The organism is Niveispirillum fermenti, assembly GCF_048066175.1.
Taxonomy (GTDB): domain Bacteria; phylum Pseudomonadota; class Alphaproteobacteria; order Azospirillales; family Azospirillaceae; genus Niveispirillum; species Niveispirillum fermenti.
In genome coordinates this window covers 1-26,247 of the sequence record NZ_JBLTXA010000027.1, presented here as the reverse complement: position 1 = coordinate 26,247, position 26,247 = coordinate 1, and the positions used below count along the sequence as shown (strand labels likewise).

Annotated in this window: 22 protein-coding genes and 1 pseudogene; 8 read left to right on the top strand and 15 right to left on the bottom strand. The window is 61.6% G+C overall.

The window, feature by feature from the left end; genetic code table 11:
• Nucleotides 1-21: 21 nt before the first annotated feature.
• The gene (locus tag ACM9LZ_RS19925; protein ID WP_416621269.1) at nucleotides 22-2,472 is read right to left on the bottom strand and encodes a TonB-dependent receptor; all 2,451 of its coding nucleotides are present in this window, start codon (nucleotides 2,470-2,472) and stop codon (nucleotides 22-24) included.
• 243 nt (nucleotides 2,473-2,715) lie between these two features.
• Here ACM9LZ_RS19925 and ACM9LZ_RS19920 point away from each other — a divergent pair, with 243 nt between their 5' ends.
• From ACM9LZ_RS19920 to ACM9LZ_RS19910, 3 genes are read left to right on the top strand one after another with little or no spacing between them, the layout of a single operon-like run.
• Nucleotides 2,716-4,326: an AMP-binding protein gene (locus ACM9LZ_RS19920; protein ID WP_416621268.1), complete on the top strand. Its 1,611-nt coding sequence runs from the start codon at nucleotides 2,716-2,718 to the stop codon at nucleotides 4,324-4,326.
• Nucleotides 4,327-4,329: 3 nt separating this feature from the next.
• Nucleotides 4,330-4,938, top strand: a complete 609-nt coding sequence (locus ACM9LZ_RS19915; protein ID WP_416621267.1) for a 2-hydroxychromene-2-carboxylate isomerase — start codon at nucleotides 4,330-4,332, stop codon at nucleotides 4,936-4,938.
• Nucleotides 4,939-4,963: 25 nt separating this feature from the next.
• A complete protein-coding gene (locus tag ACM9LZ_RS19910) occupies nucleotides 4,964-5,854 on the top strand; it encodes an SDR family oxidoreductase (RefSeq protein WP_416621266.1) in 891 nt (296 codons plus the stop codon).
• A 3-nt stretch (nucleotides 5,855-5,857) separates the two neighbouring features.
• On the opposite strand, the gene ACM9LZ_RS19905 is transcribed toward ACM9LZ_RS19910, so the two are convergent.
• Together ACM9LZ_RS19905 and ACM9LZ_RS19900 are read right to left on the bottom strand one after the other, a co-directional pair.
• On the bottom strand, nucleotides 5,858-6,235 hold the full coding sequence (locus ACM9LZ_RS19905; protein WP_416621265.1) for a RidA family protein: 378 nt from the start codon (nucleotides 6,233-6,235) through the stop codon (nucleotides 5,858-5,860).
• A 31-nt stretch (nucleotides 6,236-6,266) separates the two neighbouring features.
• Nucleotides 6,267-7,148, bottom strand: coding sequence for a LysR family transcriptional regulator (locus tag ACM9LZ_RS19900; RefSeq protein ID WP_416621264.1), 882 nt, complete (start codon nucleotides 7,146-7,148; stop codon nucleotides 6,267-6,269).
• A 236-nt stretch (nucleotides 7,149-7,384) separates the two neighbouring features.
• Here ACM9LZ_RS19900 and ACM9LZ_RS19895 point away from each other — a divergent pair, with 236 nt between their 5' ends.
• A complete protein-coding gene (locus ACM9LZ_RS19895; RefSeq protein ID WP_416621263.1) occupies nucleotides 7,385-7,777 on the top strand; it encodes a RidA family protein in 393 nt (130 codons plus the stop codon).
• A 499-nt stretch (nucleotides 7,778-8,276) separates the two neighbouring features.
• Here the strand turns inward: ACM9LZ_RS19895 and ACM9LZ_RS19890 are convergent, their stop codons facing one another.
• The 5 genes and pseudogenes from ACM9LZ_RS19890 to ACM9LZ_RS19870 form a co-directional block, all read right to left on the bottom strand.
• Entirely contained in the window at nucleotides 8,277-8,909 is a 633-nt protein-coding gene (locus tag ACM9LZ_RS19890; RefSeq protein ID WP_416621262.1) for a tyrosine-type recombinase/integrase, read from the bottom strand.
• An 86-nt stretch (nucleotides 8,910-8,995) separates the two neighbouring features.
• A complete protein-coding gene (locus ACM9LZ_RS19885) occupies nucleotides 8,996-9,232 on the bottom strand; it encodes a hypothetical protein (RefSeq protein WP_416621261.1) in 237 nt (78 codons plus the stop codon).
• Between the two features lie 256 nt (nucleotides 9,233-9,488).
• On the bottom strand, nucleotides 9,489-10,697 hold the full coding sequence (locus ACM9LZ_RS19880; RefSeq protein ID WP_416621260.1) for an IS701 family transposase: 1,209 nt from the start codon (nucleotides 10,695-10,697) through the stop codon (nucleotides 9,489-9,491).
• A gap of 65 nt (nucleotides 10,698-10,762) precedes the next feature.
• Nucleotides 10,763-11,104: pseudogene (locus ACM9LZ_RS19875) on the bottom strand (integrase core domain-containing protein); the annotation flags it as partial.
• Between the two features lie 89 nt (nucleotides 11,105-11,193).
• Nucleotides 11,194-12,606 (bottom strand): amidase, encoded by a 1,413-nt coding sequence (locus tag ACM9LZ_RS19870; protein ID WP_416621259.1) that lies wholly within the window; start codon nucleotides 12,604-12,606, stop codon nucleotides 11,194-11,196.
• Between the two features lie 496 nt (nucleotides 12,607-13,102).
• On the opposite strand from ACM9LZ_RS19870, the gene ACM9LZ_RS19865 reads away from it, so the two are divergent.
• Together ACM9LZ_RS19865 and ACM9LZ_RS19860 are read left to right on the top strand one after the other, a co-directional pair.
• Entirely contained in the window at nucleotides 13,103-13,831 is a 729-nt protein-coding gene (locus ACM9LZ_RS19865; protein WP_416621258.1) for a GntR family transcriptional regulator, read from the top strand.
• 46 nt (nucleotides 13,832-13,877) lie between these two features.
• Complete coding sequence (locus ACM9LZ_RS19860) at nucleotides 13,878-15,215, top strand: alpha/beta fold hydrolase (RefSeq protein ID WP_416621257.1); 1,338 nt, start codon at nucleotides 13,878-13,880, stop codon at nucleotides 15,213-15,215.
• Between the two features lie 22 nt (nucleotides 15,216-15,237).
• Here ACM9LZ_RS19860 and ACM9LZ_RS19855 read toward each other — a convergent pair whose 3' ends face one another.
• From ACM9LZ_RS19855 to ACM9LZ_RS19835, 5 genes are all read right to left on the bottom strand, one after another.
• Nucleotides 15,238-16,026 carry an HpcH/HpaI aldolase family protein gene (locus tag ACM9LZ_RS19855; protein ID WP_416621256.1) on the bottom strand — a complete coding sequence of 263 codons (789 nt, stop codon included), beginning with the start codon at nucleotides 16,024-16,026 and terminating at the stop codon, nucleotides 15,238-15,240.
• Between the two features lie 105 nt (nucleotides 16,027-16,131).
• A complete protein-coding gene (locus tag ACM9LZ_RS19850; RefSeq protein ID WP_416621255.1) occupies nucleotides 16,132-17,769 on the bottom strand; it encodes a long-chain-fatty-acid--CoA ligase in 1,638 nt (545 codons plus the stop codon).
• A gap of 112 nt (nucleotides 17,770-17,881) precedes the next feature.
• On the bottom strand, nucleotides 17,882-18,892 hold the full coding sequence (locus ACM9LZ_RS19845; protein WP_416621254.1) for an NAD(P)H-dependent flavin oxidoreductase: 1,011 nt from the start codon (nucleotides 18,890-18,892) through the stop codon (nucleotides 17,882-17,884).
• A gap of 65 nt (nucleotides 18,893-18,957) precedes the next feature.
• Nucleotides 18,958-19,431, bottom strand: coding sequence for a nuclear transport factor 2 family protein (locus ACM9LZ_RS19840; protein WP_416621253.1), 474 nt, complete (start codon nucleotides 19,429-19,431; stop codon nucleotides 18,958-18,960).
• A gap of 17 nt (nucleotides 19,432-19,448) precedes the next feature.
• On the bottom strand, nucleotides 19,449-21,875 hold the full coding sequence (locus ACM9LZ_RS19835) for a TonB-dependent receptor (RefSeq protein ID WP_416621252.1): 2,427 nt from the start codon (nucleotides 21,873-21,875) through the stop codon (nucleotides 19,449-19,451).
• A gap of 382 nt (nucleotides 21,876-22,257) precedes the next feature.
• Between ACM9LZ_RS19835 and ACM9LZ_RS19830 the strand changes: the two genes are divergently transcribed.
• The gene (locus tag ACM9LZ_RS19830) at nucleotides 22,258-23,115 is read left to right on the top strand and encodes a fumarylacetoacetate hydrolase family protein (protein WP_416621251.1); all 858 of its coding nucleotides are present in this window, start codon (nucleotides 22,258-22,260) and stop codon (nucleotides 23,113-23,115) included.
• A 199-nt stretch (nucleotides 23,116-23,314) separates the two neighbouring features.
• Here ACM9LZ_RS19830 and ACM9LZ_RS19825 read toward each other — a convergent pair whose 3' ends face one another.
• A complete protein-coding gene (locus ACM9LZ_RS19825) occupies nucleotides 23,315-24,049 on the bottom strand; it encodes a Crp/Fnr family transcriptional regulator (protein WP_416621250.1) in 735 nt (244 codons plus the stop codon).
• Between the two features lie 324 nt (nucleotides 24,050-24,373).
• Here ACM9LZ_RS19825 and ACM9LZ_RS19820 point away from each other — a divergent pair, with 324 nt between their 5' ends.
• Nucleotides 24,374-25,924, top strand: coding sequence for a UxaA family hydrolase (locus ACM9LZ_RS19820; protein WP_416621249.1), 1,551 nt, complete (start codon nucleotides 24,374-24,376; stop codon nucleotides 25,922-25,924).
• Between the two features lie 113 nt (nucleotides 25,925-26,037).
• Here the strand turns inward: ACM9LZ_RS19820 and ACM9LZ_RS19815 are convergent, their stop codons facing one another.
• Complete coding sequence (locus ACM9LZ_RS19815; protein WP_416621248.1) at nucleotides 26,038-26,166, bottom strand: nuclear transport factor 2-like protein; 129 nt, start codon at nucleotides 26,164-26,166, stop codon at nucleotides 26,038-26,040.
• Between the last annotated feature and the right edge of the window lie 81 nt (nucleotides 26,167-26,247).

The following is a 26,247-nucleotide window of genomic DNA, read 5'->3' as shown; positions in this document are numbered from 1 at the left end:
GTCTTCTCCCTCGCCGGTTTTTTAGAAATTGTAGCCCAGTGTGACACCATATTCGGCCGGGCGCCCGGTGTAGCGCACGATGGTGTCGAAGGCCCGCAGGCTGTTGGTCCAGTAGAAGGTGTTGGTGACGTTGCGGCCCCAGACGGAGACTGTCCAACTGTCGTCCGCCGCCTTCAGACCGGCGCGCAGGTCCAGCGTCGCATAACCGTCAATGCGCGCGTCCGCCCGATCCTGCGCCGACAATTGCGGGGAGCCGTAGCTTTTGCTCTGTGCCCGCAGGCTGGCACCCAGAAAGGCGTCACGCTGGTCATCCAGGGGGAATTCATAATCCGCGCTGACTGCCAGGGCCAGTTCCGGGGCGAAAGGCAGGGTCGTGCCCGCGAACGACGCCCGCGTGGGGAACAGCAATCCGCCGACATTATTGGCCCCGACGATCCCGTCATAGGTCTTGATCTTGGCATCCAGCCAGGTGACGGCGGTGCGCAACGTCAGCCCCCGGGTGGGCACGGTGGTCAGTTCCAGTTCAGCACCATAGGTCCGTGACTTGGGAATGCTGACCAGTTGTTCCAGGGCGCCGAACAACGGATCGACGGTCTTGCCGCGCGTCTGCTTGTTGGCATAATCGTAATAGAAGGCGGCACCGTTCAGCATGATACGACGGTCCACCACGGTCGACTTGAAGCCCATTTCATAGGCTGTCAGCTTTTCCTGCGGCACCGGATAATATTGTTCCTGCGATGCGCCATTGGCGATGGGGAAGGCCCCGCCCTTGAACCCGCGCGAGGCGTTGGCATAAAGCAGCAGGCCATCCGTCGGCTTGAAATCCAGACCCAGGCTCCAGGGCAGATTGTCTTCCTTCAAGGTGCCGTGATAGTCGCCCGACACACAGGTATCCGGGTTGATGGAGATGGACTGGCCCGGCACCACGGGAGTGAACGTCACGCCCGGACAGAAGATCGGGACGTAGACGGCCGGCATCACGATGTTGAAGAACCGCGTCAGGCCGGGACTGTTCGGGTTGGGCTCCACATAGCCCGGCGTGTCATAGGCGCGGTTGACGGCCGTGCGCTTGCTGTCGGAATAACGGATGCCGGCCTTCAGCGTCAGGTCGTCCGCGACATCATATTCCAGATTGCCGAAGGCCGCCCATTGCTTGAAAACCTGCCGGCTGTCGAAGCTGTTGGCGGAGAAGCCGTCGCGCGTACCGGTCGATGCCTGCGGGTAGATGGCGTCGATATTCTCGTAACTGCCCGTCCGCTGGTAATTGGCGCCGACCATCCAGCGCAGGGTCGCGCCCGCATCGGTACTGGCCAGGCGCAATTCCTGGCTGACGTCATCGGCATCGGCATTATTCGACGCCTGATCAAAGGCCGGCAGATCGGTCCCGGAATAGGATGACGCCTTGCGCTGCCGCAGGTCGCTGTACCCGGTCAGGGCGGTCAGGCTGATATCTTCGGTCAGGTCGTAACTGATATTCAGCGCGGCCTGATAGAAACGATCATCGCGATAGGGGCGATAGTCGGGTGACCAGTTGGCGGCACGGGCGTCACGCGGGGCGGCCGGCAACGCCAGCAGTGGCAGCGCCGCCGTCACCGTCCCGCCGAAGCCGGAAGACCCGATGGGTGCTTGCAGATCGGACGGCAGGGTCTTGCGTGCCAGTTGCGGTGCCTGCGGGTCGGACCGGTTCAACCAGCCATTCAGGTTCAGTTCAACCCGCAGCGCATCCGACGCCTGCCAATCCAGCAGCATCCGCCCCGCCGCATCATCCAGTTCACCCATCGTATCGTCGCGGGTGTAGCTGCGCTGCCAGGCATCGCCGCGGTTCAGCTTCACCGCCACGCGGCCGTTCAGATCATCCGTGATCGGCCCGCTGACAAAACTGTCCAGGCGGACGGTGTTGAAGCGGCCATATTCGGCCTTGATGCCGCCCTGGGCCTGTCGCGTGGGCTTGGCGGCGATCAGGTTGATGGCCCCGCCGGTGGCGTTGGTGCCGAACAGCGTGCCCTGCGGTCCCTTCAGCACCTCCACCCGCTCCAGATCGAACGCGGTCAGGGCGGAAAAGGCCGGAATGGCCAGCGGCACCTGATCCAGATAGATCGCCACATCGGGGGCCGAACTCAGCGAGCTTTCGAAAAAGCCGACGCCGCGCAGCGTATAGACCGGGGAACCGCTGGGGCTGGGCGTCACGTCCAGGCCAGGCACCATCTTGGCCAGATCGGTGACCGCGTTCACCCCCTGGCTGGCCAGCAGGTCCCCATCGAAGGCGGTGACGGTCAGGCCGACATCCTGCAGCCGCTGTTCACGCTTCTGGGCGGTAACCACGATTTCCAGCAGTTCGGGTTCATTGCCGGTCTGTTCGGCCGGCTGCTGCGCCTGCGCCAACATGGGCAGCACCAGACCCAGCATCGTGCCGACAGCAACCGGGCTCACCCGCCGGCGATCGCCGGCAGCCAACTGCTTCCCCTTGTTCATTACGTCCTCCGATCGCGGGCGGTCATCGCCGCCGCTTGTTGTTGTGGCCACTATCCGGCCCCACGGCCGTCGCGTCAATATCTGTATCATGTGCAGATAATGAAATATCTGGATTCCAGAATCAGGCAACGGCCATCCATCAAAATTTCATTATTTGCACAAAATTTCATATTTGACACGTTGGCACTTTCCCCGCATAGGAGGGGCAGCGACCAGGAACCCTGAGATAAAGGGAGATCCACCATGCCTGACCGGCCCGATGGCAGCCGATTGCTGACCAGTTCCTATTGCCCCGCCGACCCCTCCGTGCCCCTGATCGAAGAACCTGTCGGACAAGCCCTGCTGCGTGCCGCCCATCTTTATGGCGATGCCCTGGCATTGATCGACGGACAGGTCGACCGGGGCGCGCGGCGGCGCTGGACCTTCAATGAACTGGCCGCCGGTGCGCAACGGGTGGCGCGCGCCCTGCTCCGGCATTTCGAACCGGGGCAGCATGTGGCGGTCTGGGCCGGCAACCGGCCGGAATGGGCCCTGATCGAATATGGCGCCGCTCTGGCGGGACTGGTGTTGGTCACTGTCAACCCAGCCTATCTGGCCCAGGAACTGGCTTATGTGCTGGAACAGTCGCAGGCCAGCGGCATCATCGTTCAGGACCATTATCGTGGCCGCGACCTGTGCGATCTGATCGACAGCGTGCGCCCCGCTCTGCCCCGCCTGCGCCATGTGATCCCGCTATCGACCTGGGATGCGTTCCTGGCGGCGGCACCCGACGGAACCCTGCCCCCCGTGTCACCGGATGCCGTGGCCCAGATCCAATACACCTCGGGCACGACCGGCTTCCCCAAGGGCGCCTGCCTGACCCATCGCGGGCTTGCCAATAACGGAAGGCTTTATGCACAGACGATCGGGGCCGGGCCGGGCGACATCTGGATCAACGCAATGCCGATGTTTCACACGGCCGGTTGCGGGCTGGCCACGCTAGGTGCGCTGCAGACGGGTGGAACCCAGGTGATGGCCCCCGGTTTCGATGCCGGCCTGATGCTGGACCTGTTCGAACAGGAGCGCGGCACCACCATGATCTGCGTGCCCACCATGCTGATCCGGATGTTGGAGGAACAGGCCCGAAACCCCCGCGACCTGTCAAGCTGGCGACTGGTCACGCTGGGTGGGGCGCCGGTGCCGCCGGAACTGGCCCGCGACGCCGAAACAATCCTGGGCGTGAAGGTCGCCATCGGTTTCGGCCAGACGGAGGCATCACCCTATCTGACACATACGGCGGTCGATGATGGCCACCCCGCCTGGGTTGAAACCGTGGGCCGGCCTCTGCCGCAGACGGAGGTGAAGATCATCGACCCAGAGACGGGCGATATTGTGCCCCTTGGCGCGACTGGCGAGATCTGCGGACGGGGTTACGGCATCATGACCGGATACCATAACGCACCGGACGCAACGGCGGCGGCCATCGACGCCGATGGCTGGCTGCATACCGGTGATATCGGCAGCATGGATGGACAGGGCTATTGCCGGGTTCTGGGCCGCCTGCGCGACATGATCATCCGGGGTGGCGAGAACATCTATCCGCGCGAGGTGGAAGATGTGCTGATGACCCATCCTGCCATCCGCGACGTGGCCGTGGTCGGCCTGCCGGACAGGGATATGGGGGAAAGCGTGGCGGCCTGCGTGCTGCTGACGGCACCCGGTGCCGCCGACCCCACGGGGCTGGAGGCGTTCTGCCGCGAACGGCTGGCCGGCTATAAGGTCCCGCGCCGCTGGCACTTCATGGATGCCTTCCCGCAGACGGCTTCCGGCAAGGTGCAGAAATATGTCCTGCGCGACCTGCTGTCGAACGGGTGATGCGTGCCTTCCCCGACGCTGGAATTCTATTTCGACTTCATCTCCCCCTATGGCTGGATCGGGGCTGAGCAGGTCGGCGCCCTGGCCCGCCGCTTTGGCCGTGAGGTCCGTTGGCATCCGATCCTGCTGAAAATGACCGTGATCGAGGCCATGGGCCTGCCGCCGCCTCTGCAAACCCCGCTCAAGGGGGCATATATGCGGCACGATATCGGGCGGTCATTGCGTTACCACGGCCTGACCCTGGCCCCGAACGCCCGCTTCAGCTTTCCGCCCCTGAACGCGGCCCGTGCCGTCCTGTGGGCCAGGGCATGGGCGCCCGACCGGGTGGAAGCACTGGTCCTGTCACTCTATCGCGCCCACTGGGCGCAAGCGCGGGACATCTCCGTCGCCGAAACGGTGCTGGATATCGTGGCCTCGACAGGCCTGCCCCGCGCTGCGGCCGTGGATGCTCTTCAAAGCGATGGGTTTCGCGATGCCCCCAAGGCCGTCACGGCCGATGCCATGGCCGCCGGCATCTTCGGTTCTCCCACCCTGGTCATCGACGGGGAGGCGTTCTGGGGATCGGACCGGTTCGCCATGGCGCAGGCCTGGCTGGAAACCGGCGGCTGGTGATCGTTTGCAACTTCAAGAGGCTTTCATGACCCGTTCCCTGAAGGACAAGACGCTTTTCATCAGCGGTGGATCGCGCGGCATCGGCCTGGCCATCGCGTTACGGGCCGCACGCGACGGCGCCAACATCGCCATCGCCGCCAAGACGGCGGACCCCCATCCCACCCTGCCCGGCACCATCCACACCGCCGCCGATGCCATCCGCGCCGCCGGCGGCCAGCCCCTGCCCCTGCTGTGCGACATCCGCGAGGAGACGCAGGTGGAACAGGCCGTGGCGCAGACCGTGGACCGGTTTGGCGGCATCGATATCTGCATCAACAATGCCAGCGCCATCAGACTGACCGGCATCCTGGACACGCCCATGAAGCGGTTTGACCTGATGCATGGCGTGAATGGCCGCGGCACCTTCCTGGTGACGCAGAAATGCCTGCCGCATCTGTTGCGGGCGCCGAACCCGCATGTCCTGTCGATCTCCCCACCCCTGCACATGGAGGAACGCTGGTTCGGTCCCCATGTTGCCTACAGCATGGCCAAATATGCCATGAGCCTGGTGGTTCTGGGCGTGGCGGGGGAATATCGGGGACGGGTCGGCGTCAACGCGCTGTGGCCGCGCACGGCCATCGACACCGCCGCCATGACCGAATTCAAACCCGCACAGGATAGCCGCCCCCTGCGTTCGCCGGAGATCATGGCCGACGCCGCGCACCTGATCCTCACCGCACCGGCGACGGAAACGACGGGGAACTTCTTCATTGATGATGAGGTCCTGCGCGCCCACGGCCGCACCGATCTGTCGGGCTACGCCCTGCCGGGCACGGACGATATCGACCTGCTGCCCGACTTCTTCGTACCCAGCCTTCGGGAATTGCGGGGCCTGTCCGACCCCGGCAATCACGATCGCCCGCAGAAAGCCGGTTGATCCTCACCGCACGGCAATGGCCTCGATCTCCACCAGATACTGGGGCGAGGCCAGGGCCTTGACGAAAACCAGCGTGCCAGCGGGTGGCGGGGATGGCAGGCAGGGGGTGAAGGCGCGCACGAAGCCCGCCATATCCTCCTCCTGCGTCAGATAGACGGTCAGCTTGGCGACATCCGCCATGCCCATGCCGCCGGCCGTCAGCACGGATTCCACATTGACCAGTGCTGCCCTGGTCTGCGCCTCGATCCCGTCGGCGGCGCCCCCGTCCCCGTCGATGCCGACCTGCCCCGCCACATAGAGCGTGCGGGTGCCAGTGGCGACCATGCCCTGACTATGGGCGGGATTGGGGCGGGCACCGGGCCGGTTGACGGCTTGCAGCATGATCGTCTCCGTAGTTTTGAAAGGATGGGTGTCAGCCGCCCAGTTCAGCGACCATCAGGTCGATGAAACGCCGGACGCGCGGTTCCAGGAAGCGTTTGGTTGGATAGAGGGTCACAATGGACACTTCATCCATCTCCAGATCGGGCAGCACCGGACACAGGCTGCCGGCGGCCAGATGGCCGGCCACCAGGAAATCCGGCAGGAAGCCGATGCCCAACCCGGCCAGGGCCGCATCGCGGATCGCCTCCCCGCTGTCCAGTCGCAGCCGGCTTCGCCCTTGCGCACGCACCCAGACACCGTCCGCGTCACGAAACCGCCAGGCCTGACGACGCGATCCGCTGCTGAAATAAAGGCAGTCATGCGCCGCCAGATCGTCCAGGCATTCAGGCCGTCCCCGGGCAGCCAGATAGGCCGGGCTGGCGCACAGGATGGCCTTGTATTTGGCGATGACGCGGGAGACCAGCCGGTTATCGGTGCTGTTGAGACCGATGCGGACGGCCAGATCGAAGCCATCCTCCAGCAGGTCGGCGACCCTGTCGCTGAAACTCACCTCCACCTGGATATCGGGCCAGGTGCGCAGGAACTTCGCCAACAAGGGCAGCACGATCAAACGGCCGAAAGCGTCCGGAACCGTCATGCGCAGCACGCCGCGCGGCGTGCCGGCGGGACTGGCAACGCTGGCTTCGGCATCGTCGATGGCGGACAGGATCTGCTGCCCCCGGTCATAGAGGACGCGGCCTTCATCGGTCAGGGCCAGGCTGCGCGTGGTCCGGTTGAGCAACCGGATGCCCAGACGCCCTTCCAACCGGCCAACGGCCTTACCGGCCGCCGACCGCGTCAGCCCCATGGAACGGCCACCGGCCACAAAGCTGCCCGCGTCAACAACCGCCATGAAGACCAGGATGTCGTTCATGTTTGCCCGTAGCATGCCGCACCCCAGCTTTCCAACTTCATGAGTTTTCATATAATGAAATTATTCAGTATGTTGCAACACAAGACATCAATGGAAGGACAGAGACGTTGTGCCCGATGTGGCGTCAATTCTAATCAGTAGGGAAATCCGTTCGCCAAATATTCCCTTACTGTCCGGGAAGCCGCCACCCATCCCTGGGCGTTGTCGCGGCCTGTCAAGCCAACGGAAACAACACAATGACCAACATCGTCCGCACCTTCGATCACGGCGTCTCCTGGGAAAAGGAATTCGGCGTTACCCAGGCCTATGCCGTGAACGGCACGATTCATATTTCCGGCCAGTTCTCCCACGACATGCAGGGAGAATTCGTCGGTCCCGACGACATCCAGGCGCAGACCCGGCAGACCTTGTCGAATCTGGATCGCGTGCTGACCGGCTATGGCGTGTCCAGATCGAACATCGCCTATATGGAAATCTATCTGACGAACCCGCAGCGGGATTTCGGTGAGTGCATTGCGCAGTTCAAGGAGTATCTGGGCACGCACCGGGTCGCCGGAACCTGTCTCGGCGTGCCCAGCCTGGTCTTCCCAAACCAACTGATCGAAATCAGCGCCGTGGCCTACACCTGACCAACGACCATGCCCCGCGGGGGCATAATCAGAGGTGACCCCGTCACGACGCTGGGAGTTCTGTGCTTAGACCTGTATTGCGCGCGGGGCTTGAACCGCGCTGGGCTTGCCGGAGGCTCCAACTCGTGACCACAGGGTGCCGGCAGTGTCAGGTTGGATGCGGGTGTCGGCACCCTCGATTTGAACCTGCGTAGCTAACTTGTTGATTTTGATAGATTCCGGGCGATAGCCAGGAACCGGATCCAAAAACAAAAGCCCCATAACCTATTGAGGTTACGGGGCTTTTGCTGTGTCATGTTGGATGCGGGGGCGCGCCTCAACCGATGGCATGACAATTTATCCGTGAATATCTAATCGGGTAACTCCCCCTCAAAATCCGATGGCTTTTTTTCGCCTTCCGGCTGGAATGGGGCCGGAAGCGGACGAGCGGGTTTTCGCACCCACACCGGGATTCCGGACATTCCCGCCCGCCCCGAAGCCCTTACCTTGAACACCCCCTCTATATCTCCGTTGTCTCCGCCAGTTGCAGGGCGTCTTCGACATCGACGCCCAGATAGCGCACCGTTGTCTCGATTTTGGTGTGGCCCAGCAGGATCTGTACAGCGCGCAGGTTGCCTGTCTGCTTATAGATGAGGGCAGCCTTGGTTCGCCGCAGGGAATGGGTTCCATAATCCTCGCGGCGCAGGCCGATCCCGATCACCCATTCTTCAACGAGGCGCGCATATTGGCGGGTGCTGATGGGTTTTGTATGGTCGACCCGGCTGGGGAAGACATAATCGGCAATCGTCCCGCCCCGACGTTCCAGCCAGGCCTGAAGGCTTTTACGGGCTGTCTCCAACAGTTCGAACTGGACCGGCCGACCTGTCTTCTTCTGAACAACCAGCGCACGTGACCGGATTTCTCCACCGCGCACGATGTCGCCGATCTTCATCTTGACGAGATCGCATCCGCGCAGCTTGCTGTCGATAGCCAGATCAAATAGAGCGCGATCACGCACCCGCTGCTGGTGGTCCAACCAGAAACGGATGGCCCAGACCTGCTGTGGCTTCAAGGCGCGCTTGGCACCGATCCGCCGACCAGCATTCCAGGGCAGGCGACCTTTGGCCCCCGGGTCGAATTGCGAGCGTCCCATGGCATCCTCCCTTTGAGCCGGAATTGGCTCAATAGGAGAATGGGCACCGGTTCCGGTCCGACACCGCCGAAACCGTGATCAAGGCATCACACAACGCCCATATCTTGGCATGATAGGCTGACGCCGGCCGAGAGCTTGCGCCCGGCTGTATCATAGACATGGATGCGAACCGTCGCCGCCCCCGCCTTCTCCGCCACCACCCGGTCCAGGATATCCAGCCCGTGGCTGGTAATGGGGAGGCCGGGACGGGTGATGCTGACCGGGCGGTTCAGCGCGTCATAGGCGGTCGCGCTGAGTGTCCCGTCGCGTTGGGTAAAGCCCATGCGGTTGTCGTTGGCGTCCCCGGATTGTCCGTCGTCGAAACAAATGGGACAGTGGATTGATTTTGTGAACGGAGGCTCTGGCTCGTTGCGGGATGATGTTAGCATTACAGTTGCGTATTTCTTCTGATATGGGCGTCCCTTGCGTGTGCTTGGTGGGCGCGTCGCCAGATTGACCATGCGATGATGGTGGCAGGCTGGATCTAGCGCTGTGCCATCCTGGTGGCGATGCGCCTGATCTCCTGCATGGACCATCGGATCAGGGGTGGGGCGGCGGTGTCCACCGCCGCGCCCATTGGAGCGTTTTTTGGGGTGTCTGGCGGTTCAGGTGATGTCGGATGGTTGCCAGCATGGCAAAGGCGAGCATGACCAACGAGACATGCCGGTGCCATCCATGCCAGGAGCGGGTTTCGTTATGGTCGAGGCCGAGTTCGTTCTTGGCGGTCTCGAAACTATCCTCGATGGCCCAGCGGTGGCCTTCGACCCGGACCAGGGTTTCGATGCCAGTGCCCGCCGGGCACCAGGTGGTAAAAAAGGCCAGTTCGCCATCGGCGATGTGCCGCCGGACCAGCAGGCCGCGGGTCCACGGGCCGGTGCGATTGTCGCTATACTCGGCGGCATCCAGGTCGGCCAGTTCCAGATAGGCCCAGTCATGCAGGCGGGGTCCCTTTGTGCCCTCCCCGCAGGAGAGGCGCTGCCAGTCGCTGGGTTCCAGCCCCCCGGCGATGCTCTGGGCCGTGCCGCCGACTGGCCTGGGCTTGCCCCAGGAATTGAACCGGTGATCGGCCTTGACGCCCAGCACATAGCCCTTGCCCCGCCGGCGCAGGAGCATCTCCAGGCTGCCGACGCCATAGACGCTGGCGGCCGCGACCCAGCCGAACGGTGTCTGCGCCGCCACCGCGCGCTCGATCATCGCCATGGCCAGCGCCGGCTTGGTGGCAAAGCCCGTGCCCTCCGGGACATGCGCGGACGCCAGCCGGAAAGCATCGTCGGTCCAGGCCTTGGGCAGGTACAGCGCCCGGTCGATGAAGGCATGGCTGTGCCGGGACACATAACAGGCGAACACACCGATCTGGCAGTTGGTGATCTTGCCCGCCGAACCCGTATATTGCCGCGCCACCCCGCACGACGCCTTGCCCTGTTTCAGGAAACCCGTCTCGTCGATCACCAGCACCGCGTCATCATCGGCCAGCGCCTCCAGCGCATAGTCACGCACGATATCCCGCAGCGCATCGGCATCCCACCGGCCACGACCCAGGATCGCCTGCTGCCGCCAGGGACCAGGGTCACCCGCAGCCTCCGCCCGCATCCATCCTGTCTTGCGCTGTTCTGCTCCCAACAGCCCGTCCAGGAACAAGCCCGCCGAGTCCGCAACCCGATCCTGCGTGAATAATGGCCGGATGCGGTCCTTCACAGACCGCAACGAAACCGACCAAAAACCAAGCGTGTCCTCAAGCGAACCTGACATTCCATGATCCTTCGAATCATGGTCGCCCATTGATTCAGAACTTCAAAAAATACGCAACTGTAATGCTAGGCGGCTTGGCTTTGGTGGCACAAGCGCCTGTGCTGGATGGTTTGCTTCTTGATTTTGGCCCGCCGTTCCAGGATGGCGGAGCCACGGCCGTAATAGACGTCGGCAGGCGTCAGGCTGCCGATGCTTTCATGATATCGGCGGTGGTTGTAATGGTCGACGAAACCCTGGATTCTGGCTTCCAGGTCACCGGGCAGGAAATAGTTTTCCAGCAGGATGCGGTTCTTCAGGGTCTGGTGCCAGCGTTCGATTTTTCCCTGGGTCTGGGGGTGGTTTGGCGCACCGCGAACATGGTCCATGCCCTTGTCTTCCAGCCATTCGGCCAGATCGCCAGCAAATATGTCGCCCCCATCATGACCTCCAGTGTGACGCCAGTCGGAAACCATAACCTGGAAACCAACCATCCCCAGGTGAAGGGGCATCCACACCATCAGTTCAGGCATCGCGGACGGGGCAAGCTAGGAGCGCTCAGCTCTGCTGCATAAGAGACCCGGAGAAGACCCGCTTCGTCGAATGGCCGAGCAACAAGTTGCAAACCGTAGGGTAGTCCTTCCGGGTCGAGCCCGTTGGGCAGAGACAGGGTCGGATGACCGCTGAAGTTGAATGGCGCGGAGAAAGCGATGGCAGCCGCAACCGCTTCTGCAGGAACCTCCGGCTCCACCGCCAACATGGCCAGAGGCGGAACACGCGATCCGATACCCGGGAGCAGCAGATAGTCAGCCTGTTCAAACGCGACGTCCAATAAGGTGTTCGTCCGACGACGCGCGGCCGCGGCACGCAGTAGGTCGTCCACGGTTGTCTGATCACCAACGGTCATGAGTTCGCGCACGTTTCTGCCAAACAGTCCGATATTTTGTCGAAACCGCTCGCGCCCATATGCCTGCAAGGCCTCGGACCCCGCCACCCCGAGCCAATGGTGACAAACCTCTGGTATCTTCAAGAGGTCGACGGGCACCACCACCATGCCCGCCTCCTCAAGCCGTGTGACGGCAGCCAGCGTCGCCTGCACGATCTCGGGCTCGGCATAAGTCTCAAGGTAACGGACATCAATGCCGAGGCGCAGGCCGCGAACGTTCCCTGAAATCGTCGCCAACGGATCGCCAATCTCGGCTGCCGCGCTGAAGGGATCACCATTGTCGTGGCCGGCGACGGCCTGATAAAGCAGGCCGACATCCGTCACCGATCGCGCGAACGGACCAACATGATCAAGGGTGGTGGCGAATGGGTGCACGCCGCGCCGACTGATCCGGCCGAAGGTCGGCTTCAGTCCAACGATACCATTCACGGCACTTGGAAATCGGATCGAGCCGCCTGTGTCGGAACCGAAGGCCCCGAAGCAGAGCGAGGCCGCTACAGCCACCGCCGATCCCCCCGATGACATGCCAGGCGTCCTGTCTGCAGCCCACGGATTAACAGGTGCGGGCGCGACCTGGGGCGGGTAGCCAATAAAGGCAAACTCCGCCGTCGCCTGCTTGCCCAACATGACGGCCCCGGCCGCGTTCAAGCGATCAACGACATGGGCGTCATGTTCCGGCATGCGCCCGCGTAACTGGGCGGAGCCGCACGCGGTCACCATCGTCGCCGTGTCGAAAATGTCTTTGATGCCAAGCGGAATGCCATGAAGCGGACCGAGATAATCGCCGGCAAGAATCCGGGCTTGGGCCAGTTCGGCCGCCCGCAAGGCCCCAGCGGCATCAACATGCACATAGGCATGAAGATCAGGATTGATCCGCTCGATACGCTCAAGCATTGCGGCGGTCAGCTCGACGGGCGAGACCGACTTGTCTTCGATCAGCGGCGCGATTTGCGAAATCGATCCGCAGCAGAGATCATCAAGATCCATGGTCGTTCCTTTACTCGAATTCCGGTGGTGTTTCTGGTCTGTTGCTCCGGTCGGGAGATGGCACCATGAGGGTCGGTGAAGGCGTTCCCCGTGCCCTTCACCCGGCAATGAAAACCCGCATTTCCACCAATGTCTGATGTGACCCGCCATTGATCTGTCGAGCCGCCACGGAGTGGACAGGCGCGACATCAGGCGCGCGATCCCGGCTGCACAAATTGGCGCACCTGCGACCGAGCATTTCGATCGTCGCCTTGTGAAACGGCTTCTGCGGATCATTCGCCACAGATTATGGCATCAGAGCCTTCTATAAAATCGATGCTCCCCCATTACGCATGACAGGTGGATTGGTGCCATGCGTCATGGTTATTTATAAATTTTTTGTTGTCCAGGGAATTTTTCGGCGCATATCGACATATTCATCGCAGGTATATATAAATTCCCAAAGACGGACGACCTCCTATGACGGCATCTGAGGCAAACGTGGAAAGGGAAATCGTTGGCGGACCAAGAACAGGACACGATGATCTCATTCCTTGCGCGACCGACCGGTCGCGCGGGCGTGGATCGCGCACTTCGAGAGATCGTGCTGGGCCTGGTAAATGGCCGCTATCAGCCGGGTCAAAAGCTGAACGCCAACAAGATCGTCAAGGAGATCGATGTCGGTCTGGTGCCGGTGCGCGAGGCCCTTCACCTGCTTGCCGGCCAAGGCGTGATCGAGCTTCTTCCGCAGAAAGGTGCCCGGGTCAAAGGTATGTCGCGTGGCGAGACGGAGGAATGGCATGAGGTATTCCGCGTGCTCACGCTCATCGGGATACGTAAGGCCGCGCGGCTGCTCCGCGAACAGCCCGCGTTGCAGTCGGCGTTGGCCCATGCGCGTGCTGCGCTGGAGCCGTTGCCATCGGCGGATTCAAATGCACGAATTGTGACGGCCTTGCTGGAGTTTCATCGTCGCATCAACGCCTTCTGCGGATCCGAGTTGCTGGATGAGGCATCACGCCGGCTGCAGGTCGTCCACTGGATCAGTTTCGTTGCCCAATATGCCTCGCTCGTTCCCCACCGGATCGTCATCATGGAAAACTATTTCCGGTTGGCCGATGCGTTGAAACGCGGCGATATTGAGTCCGCTGTCGCCGCCTATAATTATGAATGCGCCTTTCTCAATGCGCTGATCCGTGGCGAACACCCTGACGCCGGGATGAACTGGCTCCAGAACATATCGTTCTAAATTTCCTGGCACGCCGCCGGTTGCTGTCGAACTCTTTGTAACAAAGATGACAGAACGCGGCCTTCTGTCCGCCTATTCAGAAGATCGAGAAGGCGCGGTGACGGTCGGGCATATGCCGGGGCAGGTTCTGCTTTGGCTGTGGATAGGCTGCATCGGCTTGCCGGCTTCTGGATTGGTCACCGACAAAGCTGCCGACATCAAGGGCAGAAGACGAGAACGGATAACCATGGCGATGCATGCGATCGGTCCCTTGTCACCAGCTGTTCTGCCCTCCGGTATAAGATCTCGGATCGTCGAGAATGTGAACGGTCTCCACATGCACCTATTGGAGGCCGGGCACGCATCGGCCCCCAGGGGCACCATCCTGCTGCTCCACGGGTTCCCTGAGTTGGCCTTTTGTTGGCGACGGGTCATGCCGCTGCTGGCGGAGCACGGCTATCATGTGATCGCACCCGATCAGCGCGGCTATGGTCGGACCACGCCGGATCCGGTCTCTTACGACGATGCCATCGAGCCCTATTCCCTTCTCAACCTTGCTGGTGACATGGTCGCGCTATTGGGGGCGCTTGGCTTGAACGGTGTGGACGCCGTCATCGGCCATGATTTCGGCTCGCTCGTCGCGGGCACCTGCGCATTGGTGCGCCCCGACCTCTTCCGGCGACTGGCGCTGCTGGGCACCCCATTTGCTGGAGCGCCCGCGCTGGGCACGCGCCTCGGACCGCCGCCGGAAGACGACATGATCCATGCAGCGCTTCTGGCACTTGCCGTTCCACGGCGGCACTATCTGCTCTATTACGCCGGTCCCCAGGCCAACCACGAGATGTGGAAATGCCCGCAGGGTGTGTCGGACATGCTGCGCGGCTATTATCATCACAAGAGCGCCGACTGGTCAGGCAATCACCCTCGCCCACTCGGTGGGTGGAGCGCAGAACAGCTTGCCCTCATGCCCGATTACTACATCATGCCGACGAACCGGACGATGGCGGAGATCGCCGCCGCGAACATGCCCGCTGATGAGGTGGTCAGAAAATGTTCATGGCTGGACGCGGCCGATCTGGCGGTTGTCGCGGATGAATTTGCACGGACCGGCTTCCAGGGTGGCATGCAGTGGTATCGAAGTGCGATGCGCGGCGACATGGCCCGCGGCCTTGGATTGTTCGCTGGTCGCCAGATCGAATGTCCAACGCTGTTTGCCGCCGGTGAGGGAGACTGGGCGGCCTATCAGGCACCCGGCGCCATCGAAGCGATGTGCGCGCGCCTGACCCCAAGGCCGCTCACGCCGCATTTCATCGCCGGCGCCGGTCATTGGCTGCAGCAGGAGCAACCCGTGCTCCTGGCCGACATGCTGGCGGGCTTCCTGGCCGGAGTGCCCACAGGCAGTTAGGCCGGGACGGTCCTTTCCCGCATCAATAGGCAGACGAGGCCGTCCCGCCCGGGGCCTCCGCAAACCGGCGGACATCACTCAGGCCATTCATCAACATATGACCGAGATCGCTGCCAACCGTGACGAAATCAAAGCCAAGCCGCACCATCCGCCGGGCATAATCCGCGCTGTGATTGTGGATACCGGCGATCTGGCCCCTCACCTTGGCGGCGGCCGCCAGCGTTTCGTATATCCCGAGCAGCTCGGGTTCCGGCCGGTCAAGCATCGCGGGAAGGCCCATCGAGAGGCCCAGATCACCGGGACCGACATAGATGCCGCCGATACCCGGTGTGTCCATGATCGCCTGGGCATTGTCCACCGCCTCGCGGGTCTCGATCTGCGGCAGAAGAATCAGGTGCCGATTGGCGTCGCGGTGCCGGTCATTGTCCGGCGGCGGGAATGGCGCACCACGCACCGGGCCGGATGACCGCTCCCCAAGAGGCGGATAGAGCGCATGGCGAACCAGGCGCCGGGCATCCTCGGCCGAGTTGATCATCGGGCAAATGATGCCGATGGCACCCGCGTCGAGCATTCGCCCGATTACACCGGGCTCATTTATCGGAACGCGGACAAAGGGAAAAACCGCAGCCCCCTGCAGAACGGCCAGTGCGGTGACAGCACCGGCATAGTCCCACCAGCCATGTTGCATGTCGATCGTAACGCTGTTCCAGCCCAGTTTGGCATAGGCTTCGATCGCGACCGGCGACGGCATCACCGACCAGCCGTTAAGACATGGCTTTTGATCAGGAAGCCTGCTTCTCACGGAATCCATTTGTCAGCTCCGATTTACCCCGGACAAGGCGGCGCATATGGCGGGGCCTTGGTCTTGGACCAGTACCAGCGTCGACGCGTCTTTGAGAAATCACGAAGAATCCGCTCATCCCAACTGCGACCATTCCCGGATCGCCTTCTTATCGATCTTGCCAACGCTGGTAAGCGGCAGATCCTCGACGATCTCGACGTGATCGAGCCTGGCGTAACGACTGATCTCGCCCCGCTCCACGGCCGCATCGACGGTCAGCAGAATGCGCGTGATGTCGGGCCGGGCGCCCGCTCGCGGGACGATGAATGCCACGGGGCGTTCCTGCCATTGCGGATGGGGAACGCCGACGACGGCGACCTGCGCGACGTCGGGTTCTGCCAGGATGAGCGTCTCCAGTGTCTGCGAACAGATCCATTCACCGCCGCTCTTGATCACATCCTTGATGCGGTCCCTTATTTGAAGCGCGCCATCTTCGTGCAACGTCGCGACGTCCTGGGTGTGCAGCCAGCCGCCATGCCATAGCTGCGCGGAGGCCGTCGCATCGCCGACATAGCCCGGCGTCAGCCATGGCGACCGCACGACCAGTTCGCCATGGCTGCGATCATCGCGGGGAACCGGCTGCATCGCATCATCGACAACGGAGACCGTTACAAGCGGGATCGGATATCCGCTGCGCGCGGCACTATGGCCGCTCTCCGGCGGCACCGACGCCCGCATCAGGCTCACAACCGGACCGGTCTCGGACATGCCATAGCCGGCAAGAACCCGCAGCCCGGCAGCCTGCGCCGCCGCCAGCAGATCGGGTGAAAGCACAGAGCCCCCGATCAGCATCTTCCAGCCGTCAAACTTGATCCCTTGGCTGTCGGCAGTGTCCATCACCATGCGCAGCACTGTCGGCACGCAGTGTGAGAGCGTAACGCCGTGTCGTTGGTGCAGATCGACGATCAAAGACGGCTCGTAGCGTCCCGGGTAAATTTGGGTCAGGCCCAGCATCGTCGCGACATAAGGAAACCCCCATGCATGAACATGGAACATGGGCGTGAGCGGCATATAGACATCGCGATAGCCGATCTGGCCATCGGCGCCGAGTGCCGCCGCCACCGACAGGCTGTGCAGAACGAGCTGGCGATGCGTGAAACACACGCCCTTCGGGAGCCCCGTCGTGCCGGTCGTGTAGAAGGTCGTCGCGACATTGTTCTCGTCGAGCGTCTCATCGAACGGAAAATCAGCCCGCGAACGCGCCAGCAGATCCTCATAAGAGCCGCCCGCCCAGCCCGGCAAGGCATCGCGGGCTCCCTCCGTGATCACAACATGGTCGCGCACATCGGGAAGGTCATGCCGGATGGCCTCGACAAGCGGCGCGAAGTCGCGATGGATAATCAGGATGCGGGCGCGGCTTTGCTGAAGCGTGTATCGGATCTGATCCGGGGACAGGCGGACATTCACCGTCTGCAGCACCGCCCCCATCATTGGAACGGCGAAATAGCTGGCGAGATAGCGATCACTGTCCCAGTCCAGCATCGCAACCGTATCGCCGGGCCCGACACCACGATCACGCAAGAGGGAAGCCAGCCGTCCGACACGCTCCCGCAGGTCGTGGTAGGAAATCGGCGGTTGATCCCGATAGACGATTTTCCGTTCGGCACTGCCCACCAGGGCGGCGTTGAGCAGTGACCCTATGGTCAGCGACGACATAGGGTCCGCCGTCGGGGCGGTTGGTCGCGAACCGATCATATCCACAGCTTCCTTCATGTCAAACTTGCTCCTGCGCACGGCCAGGGTGGCGCCTGCCGGCGATCGACGGAAGAGAAGCAGGGCCGCAGGCCGCTGCCGCTCCCTCTGTCCGACGGGCGCTCTGCCCCGCTCAAGCCACCTCTTCGAGCCGTCGTTCGCTCGGCTCGGCCCCAATGAACCCGGCGAGCCTTTGCTGAATGATCCACGAGGCTTGTTCCATGATCCGATCAAGCAAATCCTGAACGGATGGGATATCAGTGATCAGGCCAGCGACCATGCCGCAACTCCAGGCACCGGACTCGACATCCCCGTCACGCATGACGCGGGGGTAAACGCCAGCCACCTGATCATGAATATCGTCAATGGTCAGCGTGTCGCCGCGCTGGCGCTCGATTTCGAGCAGCGAGGTGACAGCAGCATTGTTGAGCACACGCTCCGTATTGCGCAGCGAGCGCATGACCAACCGGGTATCAAGCTCCGTCGCCTTGAGCAGGGCCTGCTTCACATTCTCGTGAACCGGCGCTTCGCGCGTGGCGAGGAACCGCGTTCCCATCGCCATCCCGTCGGCGCCCAGTGCCAGGGCAGCGACCAGGCTCCGCCCGTCGGCCATGCCGCCAGACGCGAGGAATGGTACCTTGAGCGCGGCGGCAGCAGCAGGAAGCAGGATCATGTTGGGGATGTCATCTTCGCCAGGATGTCCACCGCATTCAAAGCCGTCGACGCTGACTGCATCGCAGCCGATCCGTTCGGCCTTCAGCGCGTGTCGCACCGAAGTACATTTATGGATGACTTTCACCCCGGCCTTCCGAAGCGCAGGCAGGTGGGCTTCCGGACTCCGTCCGGCAGTCTCCACGACGCCCACCCCGCCCTCGATGATCGCCTGGACATATTCCGCATAGGGCGGCGTCGCGAAGGTGGGCAAGAAGGTGAGGTTGACGCCGAACGGTTGGTCCGTCATGGCCCGACAGCGGCTGATCTCCTGCGCCAGCAATTCCGGCGTGCGTTGGGTCAGCGCGGTCAGGATGCCCAGCCCGCCGGCATTCGAGACGGCGGACGCGAGTTCCGCCAGCCCGACATAATGCATGCCGCCTTGAACGATGGGCCGGCGGATGCCGAGCAGGTCCGTTATGCGAGTGCGCATTTTTCATCTCCAGGAGCGCTACAGTCGAAAGATGCGATGCCCTTGCGTCACCGCGTTCGGCCGTCTCAGCCGAAATCGCTTGCGATCAGAACCTTGCCGGGCCCCTGTTCGTAGGGCGTGAAGGATTTGACAAACAGCGTCATGTTCGCAAATTTCCAGCCGCCGGCGTCGCGGCGATACTGATCGGAATAGCCGGCCATCAGCCAATAGGCCTGGGTGGTCCGGCGGGCGACCGCCGGCTCCCACAGGTACCAAGTCCCGGTCGCGGTATCCCCGGTCACCTCGATGACGGGATTGGTCAAATAGTGGGCAGCAAAAAGCAATGCCTCCGGTGCGGCGGCGAAGAACGTGCGAATCGCCTCGCGTCCTTCATATCTGCCGAAAGGATCGCCATGCCAAATGGCATCTTCTGTAAACAGCGCCGCCAATTCATCCGCCGGGTAGCCTGCGTCGCACAGCCGGGCATAGTGATGTTTCAGCGTTCGTATCGCCTCGATGTCCAACAGCCGCTTGATGCTGTCCTCAATTGTCTCAACCATCGTCGTCCCCCAAGGCATCAAAAGTTGCTGCGGACCTGCACAACGAAACTGCGCGGCGGAAGCGGGACATGCAGATAGCTTGGCGCACCAAAAATCGCGGCTGCCAGCGGCGTATTGGAGGCGAAGGCGACAACATGCTGGTTCGTCAGGTTGCGCGCACTGAAGCTGACATCCCAGTCCTTCGTATTCGACCCAATGGCCACGCGCGCATCCACCATCGCGTAGCTTTTCTGCCGCTGAAGCGGATTCAGATCACCCTGAGTATAGTAGGGTCCGGAGAATCTGGTATCGGCATTCAATGACAAGAGCAGGTCATTGAAGATGTCCTGCTCCCAGGTCAGGCCGATATTGCCATTCCACTTGGCAACATACTGGTTATTTTTTCCCTTATAATTACAGTGCATACCGTCCGGCGCGTCGGGGATCTGGCCGACATAGCATAGACCATAGAAGGTCCCGAATTCGAAGTCGGTATAGGCGAAGGCACCGTGGGCCGTCAGGTTGGGCGTGATGCTCCAGCGCGAATCAACCTCCAGCCCCTTGATCCTGGCGCTGGCCGCATTGCCGACATTGTAACCGAGACCGCCATCATAGAGGCTGATCTGCAGGCTTTTGAAATCCTGATAATAGGCAGCCAGATTGATTTCGGCCTTCCGGCCGATCGAAATCTTGGTGCCTGCCTCGAACGCGTCGTTGGTCTCGTTCTTGAATTCAAAGGCACCGATTGCGTTCGCCGGCAAACCGGGCGCGGCGTAGGGAAGATTGTTCGACCGGGCATCGAAGCCACCCGACTTCGCTCCCCGTTTCCAGGACACATACGCCATGACATCGGCAGCCGGATTTCCCTCCAGCGTCACGGATGGCAGCAACGCCTTGTCGATCCGCTTGCCGCCGATCGTATGCCTATTGGCATTGAAGATGTTCGAGTAGGCGGCGAGCGTGCCCGGGCCGGCGGGCAAACCGTTCTGCGTGAAGCCGACATCGCGCGTCGCACGCTTTTCACCCCAGGAATAGCGCAGGCCGCCAATCAGACGGAGATTGCTGCTGAAATGATAGGTGGCCTGGGTGAAGGCACTCGCCGTATTGTTTGACTGGTGGACATGGCGGACGATGGCCGCGTTGTCGAGCAGGCTGCCCAGTCCCGGCGATACACCGTTGAAGATCGGGACGATGATGCTGCCCGTCGGAAACGGTGCCGCTTCGTCATAGGTATATTCGTTGTTTTCGAAATATACGCCACCAATATAGTCAATATCGCCACCATCATTCGATTCCAGACGAATTTCCTGACTAAATTGGTCATATTCTTCCTGGCCCTGCGCATAGAAGACGTTGGCCGCCGTGAAGTCCGCGTCGAACAGATCGCGATATTTGTAGCCTGAATATCCCGATATTGCGGTGAGTGTGAAGGGATCGAACGTCCGGGTGGCCGTCAGGACAAATTCCTTGGCGCGGTTGATCGAATGGGTTCCAATTGCGGAACCCTGCCAATTGCTGACATTGTCCAGCACACTCGTCGGCTGCCCGAACTGCGTCAGGATTTGCGCATAGGTCAGCCCTTTGAAGGGACCGGCAGTGGCGGGACTTTCATCGGCGGTCTCTTCCGGCAGTCCCAGGCGCTTGTAATAGTCGTATTCGCCTTTCAGGGAGACGGTAAGATCGTCCGTCACATCATAGGTCAGAATGCCGCGGACCTGGCGTTCTTTCAGCGACGGGAAGCCCTTGCCCGTCTGGTTATTGTTCATGAAGCCGTCACTGTCATTGTAGCGTGCCGCCACGCGGAAACGCAGCGCTTCCGTCAGTGGACCTGAAATGGCGCTTTCCGCCGAATAGCTCTTGAGGTTCGTATCAAAGTGGGTGACCTCCCCCACCGCATAACCCTCAAAATCGGAGGTGGGCTGCGCAGTCGTCACGTTCAGGGCGCCCGCGACACTGTTTTTGCCGAACAGGATCGACTGGGGACCGCGCAGGACCTCCACGCGCGCAACGTCGAGGAAGGGGATACGCGCCTGGAACGGGCGACCGCGCGAAATGCCATCGACATAGGTGCCGACCGACTGTTCAAGGCCCTGGTTCTCGCCGCTGAAAATGCCGCGAATGCCCAGATTCTGTGAGAATGCGACCTCAACGAAGGTGAGGCTGGGTGCCAGCTTCGGCAAGTCGGCAATCCTTTCGATGCCGGCCGTCTGCATTGCCTCAAAACTCACAGCCGTGACCGCGACCGGAACGTCCTGAAGGCGTTCGACCCGGCGCTGGGCCGTCACCACGATTTCCTCCAGAGCGCTCTCGTGAGAGGACGCTTGGGCGTTCTGCGACGCTTCGGATGTCTGGGCGGCCACCGGACCGGTCATGGCAACACCCACTGCCAGTGCAGCGGCCCCTGAAAGGAGGCGCGTGGAGAGCGACCCCGATGTCGGGACGGAAAATTCCAACTCACTGTACATCGTGTTACCCCCTGTAATTATAAATTATTGACGACCCGCATATTGAATGCTGGGTTCAGACCCTTCTATCGGCAGTCTCTGGGCGCCTGTCCGATGGGGAACAAGCCTACACGCCGCCCCTTCGCCACCAATGTAGAGTTTGTCACATTTGGGGCATTTTTGTTTTGATATTCAGCGACTACTGCGGAGCGAGACCGGCCCTTGGCATGAATGGCACTCCAGCGTGATTGCCGCCCCAAAGCCATGCGTGGTTGCGTGCTTGCAAATGGCAACCTATAGTCCTGCGCACAGAAATTATAATTTCTGACCTATAGCCGAGCCACAGCGCAGACACGGCGCGGCGGTCCTCAAACGGCACTCACTGACCCACGAGGTACGAAAGATGCGACTGGCAAGATATGTTTTGGACGGCCTGCAAGGTGTGGCGGCCGCCGGTACCAATGGCGCCTTTTACGGCTTGACCGTGCATGACGAGGGCTTCCCGGGGGATATCGACGAACTTGTTGCCCAAGGCCCTGCCGCACTGGCTGCGGCAGCCATGACGTGCCTGAAGGGAAAGCCGATCGATCTGGAGCGCGCGTTCCTGCTCCCGCCGCTGGCCCGTCCAGGCAAGATCCTGTGTATCGGTCTCAACTATGCTGATCATTCCGCCGAATTCGAAGCACTGGTTCCGGACTATCCTGTGGTTTTCGCGCGCTTCCACTCTGGTTTGATCGGGCACGGTGACATCATCGAACGGCCACGGATATCGAACAAGCTTGACTATGAAGGCGAGTTCGTCGCCGTGATCGGCAAGCGCGGAAAGCACATCGCCCATGCCGATGCGCTTGACCATGTCATCGGGTACTCGTTGTTCAATGACGTGTCCGTTCGCGATTATCAGATGCGCACACCGCAATGGACGATCGGCAAGAATTTCGATCGCAGCGGACCGTTTGGTCCCTGGTTGATGACCGCCGACGAACTGCCTGCGGGATGCAAGGGCTTGCGGCTGCGGACACGCCTGAATGGTGCAGTCGTCCAAGATGCCAGCACCGATGACATGATCTTCGACGTGGCGACATTGGTCGCGACATTGAGCGAAGGCCTCACCCTCGAACCGGGCGACATGATCGTGACTGGCACGCCAGCCGGGGTGGGAGGAGCGCGCACCCCTCCTCTGTGGATGAAGGATGGCGATATCGTCGAGGTCGAACTCGACGGCTTCGGGACTTTGCGCAACAGCGTCCGGGACGAGTAACGGGACGACAGGTGCGTCGGGATAACATCCCGGCGCACCTCATCCACGCAGCTGGATCGGCCATGGCTTCAGGAAGGCGCTTGGTCAGCGGCGACGTGTCGAACAACCAAGCCACCGCGCGGACCTACGAACTGGTTCCGCTGGCCAGCACCATATCAATGGACGTAATCGGTTAATCACGCAAGCGGATGTCCGATGATCATAAGAATTCCGCCCTGGCCCTTAGTCCTTCGAGGTTAAGCAGCTCGATCGACCCATAGTGCAACGCAATCAGCCCATCGGCGGCGAAGCTCTTGAGGATTCTATGGATGGATTGCCGTGATACACTTACAAACATGGCAAGATCCGTATGCGTTACCGTGACGACGAGCCGTCCGCGCGCATCGCATCTGGCCAGTTCCAGAAGCCGAAGAGCAATCTGACTTGTCAGGTCGGCCAGTCTGGCGGTCGCGATTTGGATGCTGAGCGTCCGAAGTCGGCGGGCGAGCAGATGTAGCAGAGCGTCATCGAACTCCCGATGATCCCTCCTCAGTTTGGCGAATGCGGCCGCACTCACCACCTGAAGCTGGACATCATCGAGCGCCTCTGCTGTCTGCGGAAGAGGATGGTTGTCGATCAGACTACTGGCAGCAATGCATTCGCCGGGTCCGAGCAGTGCATAAATCATCTGATGGCCATCTACGCGCATCAGTGAGAGACGAACCGTTCCTTCAAGGACCCGATACATGGCGCTACCCGTGTCGCCATGCTGGAAGATGAACCCACCGGCACCAACGTGCCGCCGCACGGCCGCGTGCGCGACCGCTTCCCGAACCTCCGGCGGCAACCATTGCAGGAGGTCCGTTTCGACGCCCGGAACCGGCATGCGCTCGAATGAGGTCGCCGGTTGATGCTGGCCTGGTGTTCCCGATACCGAACCCGAACGCCGGATCATAGCGGCCGCGGCATATGAGCGTGGTCACAAGCCATGGGAGCCTCATGCTGAGTCATGGGTGTCAAACCGCGATGGGGGTCTGTGCGTGGAGGCAGGTTATCCAGCCAGTTGCCGAAAATCCAGCCATTGTAACAAGCTTGACAGTAGCGGCCGCCTGGAACGCGTAACCAAGCAACACGGTCAAGATAAATCGAGGGCCGACCCTACATCACTCTAGTTTCCAGCGCGCGCTGAGCATTGATGGCAGGTGCGGAGCGAAAAATTCGGCTCCGGCGCCATCCTCGTCTCTGCGCCGACGGGAGACTACAATCCTGGAAATGGACAATGACAGAGGAAATCGTGTCTCCTTCAGGCGCGTCGGACTCCGCAACGACGCACTCATTGGGAAAACCAGCGGTACTATCGCTGAATGCCGCAGACGATGTCCTGATCGCACTGCGGCCCATCGCCAAGGGCGAGCGCGTATATGATGGAATTGTCGTGCAAGATGACGTTCCCGCCGGCCACAAGATCGCGCGACGAGCACTTGTGAAGGGTGAGGAGATCAAGCGATACAATTCCTTGATCGGTGCCGCTTCTGCCGACATCAGAGCCGGTGAGCATATACATCTTCACAATCTGGAGATGCTCGACTTTACGCGCGATTATTCGTTCTGCTCGGAGGTCCGTCCGACCCCTGTCGCGACCGAAACACGCATGTTCGAGGGGATCGTGCGTGACGACGGCCGCATCGCGACCCGGAACTATATCGGTGTGATCTCAAGCGTGAACTGTTCGGCAACGGTCGTCCGCATGATTGCCGATCACTTCCGCGGGCGACTTTACAACTACCCGAACGTCGATGGCGTCGTCCCGCTGACGCATAAGCGCGGATGCGGTCTCGACGCCAAGGTGGAGGGTATCAAGGCGCTTCGCCGCTGCATTGCGGGCTACGCGGCGCATCCGAACTTCGCGCAAATCATTATCGTCGGCCTGGGTTGCGAAGTTGGCGATCTCTCCGCTGTGCTTGGTGGTGCTTCGGGAGAGGCGCTGGTCATTCAACAGTCGGGTGGGACCGCTGCAACCGTTCGCGCGGGCATCGAACGTGTGGAAGCCGCCCTGGAGCAGGCAAACAAGGTCCGCCGCGTACCCGTGCCGGTAAGCGAGTTGAAGGTAGCCCTGCAATGTGGCGGCTCGGACGGCTACTCGGGTGTCAGCGTCAATGCCGCACTTGGCGTCGCGGTCGATCTTCTCGTCGCCCAGGGCGCCACCGCCATCTTGTCGGAAACGACCGAATGCTATGGCGCAGAGCATGTGCTGACCCGTCGTGCCATCAGCAAGGAGGTCGGCGAAAAACTCGTCGCCCGCGTGAAATGGTGGGAGGAGTTCGCCTCTCGCAACGGAATGGTGATCAACAACAATCCCTCACCGGGGAACAAGGCGGGGGGACTTACCACGATCATCGAGAAGTCGCTGGGATCCATCGCCAAAGGTGGCACCACCAACCTCATGGCGGTCTATGACTACGCTGAGCCGGTGACCGAGCATGGGCTTGTCTTCATGGATGCACCGGCTTTCGATCCCGTCGGCGCGACGGCCCAGGTAGCGGGGGGCGCCACCGTCATGTGCTTCACCACCGGACGTGGCTCCGCCTTCGGTTGCAAGCCAACACCCTCCTTGAAGCTGGCCAGCAACTCCGATCTTTTCCGACGGATGCCAGATGATATGGACGTCAATTGCGGAACAATCCTCGATGGAGAGGAAACAGTCGAGGCCGCCGGCGCTCGAATCTTCGAGCACATCATCCAGACGGCATCCGGAAAAAGAACGCGCAGCGAGCGCCTCGGTTACGGGAACGAGGAGTTCGCCCCTTGGGATATGGGGGCAATGCTTTAGGCAGTGAGCGACCGGACCGAGTTTGATAGCCCCATCGCGGCGAGAAATGGTGTCCGAACATGCCAGTAGTCCGAACTAGAATATGTCAGGCCTATACTGAAGCGCTCTCCCCGTCATTCCCACGAAGGCCGGAACGACGGAGAGAGCGTGCCATCCGCTGTGAAGCATTCGATGAATGCTTCGACATCCTGGCGCTCGGCGGTTTCATAGGCCGAGCGGACAATCTTCTCGTTCTCTGTCATTTGTGATCTCCTAATACAGTTCCCGGTGAGTACAACTCATCGGGAACTGGACGGCGGCGACTGCCGCCGCGCGCCACATGG